General features: G+C 55.1%; 7 protein-coding genes. 2 read left to right on the top strand and 5 right to left on the bottom strand.

What is annotated here, in order from left to right; all coding sequences use genetic code 11:
* The coding region (locus tag QSV34_RS13275; protein ID WP_289151995.1) for a transposase at window positions 1–170 on the top strand (170 nt) is incomplete at its 5' end.
* A gap of 215 nt (window positions 171–385) precedes the next feature.
* Here QSV34_RS13275 and QSV34_RS13270 read toward each other — a convergent pair.
* The 5 genes from QSV34_RS13270 to gcvT form a co-directional block, all read right to left on the bottom strand.
* Entirely contained in the window at window positions 386–1828 is a 1443-nt protein-coding gene (locus tag QSV34_RS13270) for a PhoH family protein (RefSeq protein WP_289155473.1), read from the bottom strand.
* A gap of 219 nt (window positions 1829–2047) precedes the next feature.
* Window positions 2048–2266, bottom strand: coding sequence for a DUF1653 domain-containing protein (locus QSV34_RS13265; RefSeq protein ID WP_289155471.1), 219 nt, complete (start codon window positions 2264–2266; stop codon window positions 2048–2050).
* Window positions 2256–3452 carry a class I SAM-dependent rRNA methyltransferase gene (locus QSV34_RS13260; protein ID WP_289155469.1) on the bottom strand — a complete coding sequence of 399 codons (1197 nt, stop codon included), beginning with the start codon at window positions 3450–3452 and terminating at the stop codon, window positions 2256–2258. Before QSV34_RS13260 ends, QSV34_RS13265 begins: the two co-directional genes overlap by 11 nt.
* 175 nt (window positions 3453–3627) lie before the next feature.
* A complete protein-coding gene (gene gcvH, locus QSV34_RS13255) occupies window positions 3628–4017 on the bottom strand; it encodes a glycine cleavage system protein GcvH (RefSeq protein ID WP_289155467.1) in 390 nt (129 codons plus the stop codon).
* A 123-nt stretch (window positions 4018–4140) separates the two neighbouring features.
* The gene (gcvT, locus tag QSV34_RS13250; RefSeq protein WP_289155465.1) at window positions 4141–5232 is read right to left on the bottom strand and encodes a glycine cleavage system aminomethyltransferase GcvT; all 1092 of its coding nucleotides are present in this window, start codon (window positions 5230–5232) and stop codon (window positions 4141–4143) included.
* 99 nt (window positions 5233–5331) lie between these two features.
* On the opposite strand from gcvT, the gene QSV34_RS13245 reads away from it, so the two are divergent.
* Window positions 5332–6336, top strand: coding sequence for a serine/threonine protein kinase (locus QSV34_RS13245; protein WP_289155463.1), 1005 nt, complete (start codon window positions 5332–5334; stop codon window positions 6334–6336).
* Window positions 6337–6380 lie beyond the last annotated feature (44 nt).

The raw sequence follows: 6380 nt of genomic DNA, 5'->3' as shown, positions 1-6380 counted from the left end.
AAGAGATTTACAGGCGCCGGCAGGAGACAGTTGAACGCAGCTTCGCTGATGCTAAACAACTACACGGTTATCGATATGCTCGCTACACCAGGCTTAATAGAGTGGCTGGTCAGTGTCTGATGGCTGCAACTGCCCAAAACATCAAGAAAATTGCTCAGATGGCGGCCTGAGCCTCTATTGAGCCCTCTCTACACTCCAAACCCCTTGCTTAGCCTCTGTAAATACCTCAGTGCGGTGTTTGCGAGGCTCAACCTAGATTCGAGAGACTCTCCGGCTTTTGGGTTAGCAATGCCCAGAAACAACAAACCCCAGCAAAAATGCCGGGGTTTGTCAGCGATCTGAAAGCCGCCCGAGGGCGGCTTTGTCGTTTTGGTTGTACGCTTTGCTACAAATTGGCTTCCGCGTACTCCGCCAACAGCGAGCGGGGTACCCCTTGCAGCTGGATGTTGCCGCCGTACTCAAAGCCTTTAAAACGCTCGGTGAGGTAGGTAAGTCCCGAGCTGGTGGCGCTCAGGTAAGGGGTATCGATTTGCGCCAGGTTGCCCAGGCACACCACCTTGGAGCCCTTACCTGCACGGGTGACGATGGTTTTGATTTGGTGGGGCGTGAGGTTTTGCGATTCGTCGATCAATATCAGGCTGTGCTGGAAGCTGCGGCCGCGAATGTAGTTCAGGGATTTGAACATCAACGGCACTTTGTTGAGCACGTAGTCGACACTGCCGGAACAGTCTTCGTCGTCGTAGTGCAGGGCTTCCAGGTTATCGGTAATGGCCCCCAGCCAGGGTTCCATTTTCTCCTCCTCGGTACCCGGCAAAAAACCGATGTCCTCATCCAACCCCTGGGTGCTGCGAGTAGCGATAATGCGGCGGTAGGTTTTGGTGGTAACGGTTTGTTCGATGGCTGCGGCCAGGGCGAGAATGGTTTTGCCGGAACCCGCCGAACCCACCAGATTCACCAGGTGGATGTCTGGGTCCATCAGCAAGTGCAGGGCCATGGCCTGGTAGATGTCCCGAGGTTTCAGCCCCCAGGCTTCTTGCTCCAGCAGGGATTGTTGATCCAGTTGTTTGAGGGTGATGCTGTCATTAGTGATTTCCACCACCTGACCCACAAAGCCCTGCTCGTCGAGCACAAACTGGTTGGGGTACACCTCTTGCAAGCGATCACAACGAGGCACTCGGTGGTAGGCGTAACCGGCGTCTGCTTCGGTTTCCACCGACTCGATGGAATCCCAGAAGCTGCCAGTAAATTCCACAAAACCTTTGTTGATCAGCTCGATGTCACTGACCAGTTGGTCGTTGTGGTAATCCTCGGAGTCGATGCCGCAGCCGCGCGCTTTCAGGCGCATATTGATGTCTTTGGTAACCAGCACCACGCGCTTGTCCGGATACTGTTTTTTCAGCAGGCAGATGTCGTTGATGATTTTGTTGTCGTTGAGATGAGTGGGCAGCACGGCGACATTATCCGGTGCCTGGCTCATCAAAATGGAGAGGGTGCCGAGGGGCTCGCTTTTTTCTCCACGGCGGATGGCGACGCCACTTTCCACTTCTTCCGAAGTGGCTCCCCCCAGTATCTGGTCAATGCCGCGAATCGCCTGGCGACAGTCCGCTGCCAGGGTATTGCGGCCGCTTTTTAGTTTGTCGAGTTCTTCCAATACGGTCATTGGAATGGCGACGTGGTGTTCTTCAAAGTTGAGCAGGGCGGTGGGGTCGTGAATCAGGACGTTGGTGTCCAGAATGTAGATGGTGGGTTGTTCGCTGGAAGGTTGAGCAGTCTTGTCGACAGTAGAGTCTTGAACGCTGTGTTCAGCCACTGGCATGGCGTCTCCCATAAGCACTTCTCCAGGTCGTGTCGTGGAAAACGGCAGGCTTATGGATGCTCTGTGAGCAATGGCAGAAACCCAAACAGCCTGCCAATAAACTTGCTGGTGTTGCGTTTTATAAACGCAAGGCAACTATGCCTATATCGGCAGCTGTCTGTAAATCTTTTTTTATTTTTTTAGAGAATTTTTTTGAATTTTAAGAGGCCAGAAGCAAATGCGTGGTCACAACTATTGTTGTCGTTGAAAGCGTGGTATCGGTTTGCCGTCCACTGTCACGGTCTCTGTAAACATCGCCAGAGGCCGCACCCACAGGTCGCGGTTGCCGTAACAGGGCCGATACACCACCAGCGGCTCCTCGGTTTCCGAGTGACGGGCCACACCAATCACCTCGTAGTCATTGCCTTTGTAGTGGCGGTAGCGGCCGGGTTGCACGGAGTCATTCCCCATTGACAATCTCCTGGGCAAAGATGGCTTTCAGGTAACGGGTTTCCGGGATGGCCGGATGAACCGGGTGATCCAAACCGGCGCCGCCGCTGGCGATCACCTGTAGCTGGCGGCCGCTGCGTGAGCCTGCCTGACGCACCACATCCATCAGCATTGCTTCTGACAAATGCATGGAGCAGGAGGCAGACACCAGCAAACCGCCGGGGGCCAGCACTTTCATAGCCAGTTGGTTGATCTGGTGGTAGGCCTTCTCGCCCTGGCGAATATCTTTGCGGCGTTTGATAAAGGCCGGCGGGTCTAACACCACGATATCAAATCGTTGTTTCTCTGCGGCCAGTGCCTTGAGTATTTCCGCCGCCTTGCCTTGGCGGCAGCTGAAACGGTCGCTCACACCATTCAATTCGGCACTGGCGGCAGCGGCGTTAAGTGCTTCTGCGGAGGCATCTACACAGCAAGCCGATTTGGCTCCGGCCATCAGCGCTTCCACAGCCCAGCCGCCGGCGTAGCTGAAAACATCCAGCACACTTTTGCCGGGGCACAATCGTTGCAGTAGGGCACGATTTTCCCGGTGGTCGTAAAACCAGCCGGTCTTTTGCCCGGCCAGCAGTGGCACGGTAAAGCGGGTGTTGTTCTCGACGATTTCTACAAATTCCGGTACCTCGCCAAAGGCAACGTCGATGGATTCCGGCAGCCCTTCCTGTTGTCGGAATGGCCCCATATTGCGTAGCAGAATGCCTTTGGGTCGGGTGAGTTCCACCAGTACCTCAATCACCTGACGTTGCATCTGATCCATAGTGGCTGTGGCTAATCGCACGGCCAGGTAATCGCCAAAGCGGTCAACCACCACACCGGGCAGGCTGTCCGCATCGCCATAGCAAAGTCGGTAACAGCCGCCGGGGTAGACTTGCTCTCTTTGTGTCATCGCGGTTTGCAGGCGCTGGCGTAAAAAATCCCCGTCGAGCTTCTGACTGGGGTTGCGACTGTACAGGCGCGCACAGATCAAACTGTTGGGGCTGACAGTGGCAACTCCCAGGCTGTTGCCGCGACTGTCTTCAACAACCGCTATTCCGCCAGCAGCCATACCCTTCAGTGGTGTTGCCGCCACATCCACTTCGTTGCTGTACACCCAGGGGTGGCCACCGCGAATGCGGCGCTCTTTGCCGGGTTTGAGTTTGAGGCGCAAAGTCATGGAGGGTATCCCACAAAATAAATAAAGCCGCCATCAAGGGCGGCTTTGGAATGGCTTAAAGTGCAATATTTTGATGCAGTGCAAGGCGAATGTTGCGCGAGCAGCGGAGTGAACATAAGTTCATGAGCAGCGCAGCAAAGCATTCAACGCCGCAAGGCGCAAAATAGTGCTCTTTTTATTCGCTATCGCACACTTCCTGGTACGCATCCGCATCCAGCAGCGCTTCCAACTCAGATGCATCGCTCAACTTGATTTGGAAAAACCAGCCGTCGCCGTAGGGTGAGCTGTTGGCGGTTTCCGGGGCGTCTTCCAGGTCATCGTTGATAGCTACCACTTCGCCGGATACTGGGCTGTAGATGTCAGAGGCCGCTTTCACAGATTCCACCACACCGGCGTCGTCGCCAGCAGACAGCTCGGCACCCACTTCGGGCAGTTCCACAAACACAATATCGCCCAAGGCTTCCTGGGCATGGTCGGTAATGCCCACGGTTACGGTGCCGTCGCCTTCATCGCGAATCCACTCGTGGGAGGCTATGTACTTCAGGCCGCTGATTACTTCGCTCATGTGTTCTTCCTCTAGTTCTCTTTCAATTTGATTGTGCTGTGTAGGTCGGGCTTTAGCCCGTCATGTTATCAGGCTAATTTGCTTTACTCGTCGGGCTAAAGCCCGACCTACAAGGTAATGACATTAAAACGCCTTGGCGCCATTGCGCACAAAGCAGGGTTTTATTACTCGGGCGGGGGCCAGTTTGCCCCGCAATTCCACCTGAACTTCGTCACCAACGGTTCTCGGTACCCTGGCAAAGGCGATGGCGGTACCCAAGGTGGGTGAAAAAGCACCGCTGGTAATAATACCGTCGCTGTCGCTGCCTTCAACCTCTACGCGCATTCCGGCGCGCAATACTCCGCGGCCTTCAAACACCAGCCCCACCAGCTTGTTTTTAACGCCATCGGCTTTTTGCCGGGTTAATGCGGCGCGGCCGATAAAGTCACGGTCTTCTGGCTCCCAGGTGACGGTCCAGGCCATATTGGCTTCCAGCGGCGATACGTCGTCGGTCATGTCGTTGCCGTAAAGGTTCATACCCGCTTCCAGGCGCAAGGTATCGCGGGCAGCGAGGCCGCAGGGCTCAACCCCGGCGTTGTGCAGTCGTTGCCAAAAATCGGCGGCCTGGTCGCCGGGTAGCATAATTTCCAAACCATCTTCCCCGGAGTAGCCGGTGCGGGCGATGTACCAGCTGCCCACTTCACTGGCCACAAAGGGCTTGAGTTCATTGATGGCAGCAACCGCATCGTCGCAAACAACGGATTTGGTGAGTTCAATGGCCTGCGGCCCCTGAATGGCGATCATGGCAAATTCCGGGCGCTCGGTCAGGGTGACGTCAAAGCCATTTGCCTGTTCGTTCATCCACGCCAGGTCTTTTTCACGGGTGGCGCAGTTCACTACCACACGGTAATCCGTGGCGCTGTTGTGGTAGATGATCAGGTCGTCGATCACCCCACCCTGTTCGTTGAGCATGCCGCTGTACAGGGCCTTACCGGGCTGGCCATCCAGCTTGGCTACATCGTGCGTAACCAGCTTGCGCAGATAGGCGCGGGCGTCTGCGCCGGTGACATCAATAACTGTCATATGGCTGACGTCGAACATACCCGCCTTTTGGCGCACGGCGTTGTGTTCTTCAATTTGCGAGCCGTAATTAAGTGGCATATCCCAGCCGCCAAAGTCGACAATTTTGCCCCCCAGGTCGCTGTGAACCTGAAACAAAGCGGTGCGGTTACCCATAACAAATATCCGTTGATGTTGTTCCCGTTAAAGGCGGCATTCTATAGGCAAACTGATACCAGACCCAATAACAATTCAACACTCATGTATCATGCCGCCATGACAGATCGCGATCGAAACAACAATGCCCACCCGTACGACGCCCTGACACCGGATCGAGTGATCGATGCGGTGGAGCAGCAGGGCTACTTCAGCGACGCCCGCATACTGCCGCTGAACAGTTATGAAAACCGGGTTTACCAAGTGGGTATCGAAGACGCTGAGCCGCTGATTGCCAAGTTTTATCGGCCACAACGCTGGTCACGAGATCAGATTCTTGAGGAACACCAATTCACTCAGGAGTTGGCGCAACTGGAAATTCCAGTGGTACCACCGCTGGCGGATAGCGATGGCAAAACCCTGCACAGCGACGGTGATTTTGACTTTGCCTTGTTCCAGCGGCGCGGTGGCCGCGCGCCGGAATTGGATAACCTCGACAATCTGGAAATCCTGGGTCGTTACCTGGGGCGTATTCACGCGGCGGGTAAGGCCGGGTCATTCCAGTCTCGCCCTGCTGTTGATGTACAGAGTTATGCCATCGACAGTTATCTGTTTTTAAAAAATCATCAATGCCTGCCCATGGCATTGGAAACTGCCTATTGCACACTGGTGGAAGATTTACTGCCGCAATTGGAAGATTTGTTTGGCCGCTGTCAGTACCAGAGCATTCGCCTGCACGGTGACTGCCACCCCGGCAATATTCTGTGGCGCGACGACCTGCCTCATTTTGTAGATTTTGACGATTGTCGCAGCGGCCCGGCCATTCAGGATTTATGGATGTTGTTGTCTGGCGACCGCCGTCAGCAAACCGAACAACTGGACACAATCCTGGAAGGCTATGAGCAGTTTTGCGATTTTGACCCAGCGGAATTGGCGTTGATCGAAGGGCTGCGTACCCTGCGAATTATGCACTACGCCGCCTGGTTGGCGCGTCGTTGGGACGATCCGGCATTTCCTCGCGCATTCCCCTGGTTCAACAGCGAGCGTTACTGGGGTGAACACATTCTGGAATTGCGTGAGCAGTTGGCAGCTTTGCAGGAACCGCCGTTGAGTTTGCAACCTTGACGGCATCCACAGAGGCGGGAATACTCTGCCCGTTATAACAATAA

This window comes from Porticoccus sp. W117 (assembly GCF_030341905.1).
Lineage (GTDB): Bacteria > Pseudomonadota > Gammaproteobacteria > Pseudomonadales > Porticoccaceae > SCSIO-12696.
Note: the sequence above shows the minus strand (reverse complement) of the source record. Positions and strands in the feature narration are given on the sequence as shown.

What these genes read in the sequence shown, in the direction of transcription:
- QSV34_RS13270 (WP_289155473.1), bottom strand. Translation starts at nt 1,828, where the DNA reads ATGGGAGACGCCATGCCAGTGGCTGAACACAGCGTTCAAGACTCTACT.
- QSV34_RS13265 (WP_289155471.1), bottom strand. Translation starts at nt 2,266, where the DNA reads ATGGGGAATGACTCCGTGCAACCCGGCCGCTACCGCCACTACAAAGGC.
- QSV34_RS13260 (WP_289155469.1), bottom strand. Translation starts at nt 3,452, where the DNA reads ATGACTTTGCGCCTCAAACTCAAACCCGGCAAAGAGCGCCGCATTCGC.
- gcvH (WP_289155467.1), bottom strand. Translation starts at nt 4,017, where the DNA reads ATGAGCGAAGTAATCAGCGGCCTGAAGTACATAGCCTCCCACGAGTGG.
- gcvT (WP_289155465.1), bottom strand. Translation starts at nt 5,232, where the DNA reads ATGGGTAACCGCACCGCTTTGTTTCAGGTTCACAGCGACCTGGGGGGC.
- QSV34_RS13245 (WP_289155463.1), top strand. Translation starts at nt 5,332, where the DNA reads ATGACAGATCGCGATCGAAACAACAATGCCCACCCGTACGACGCCCTG.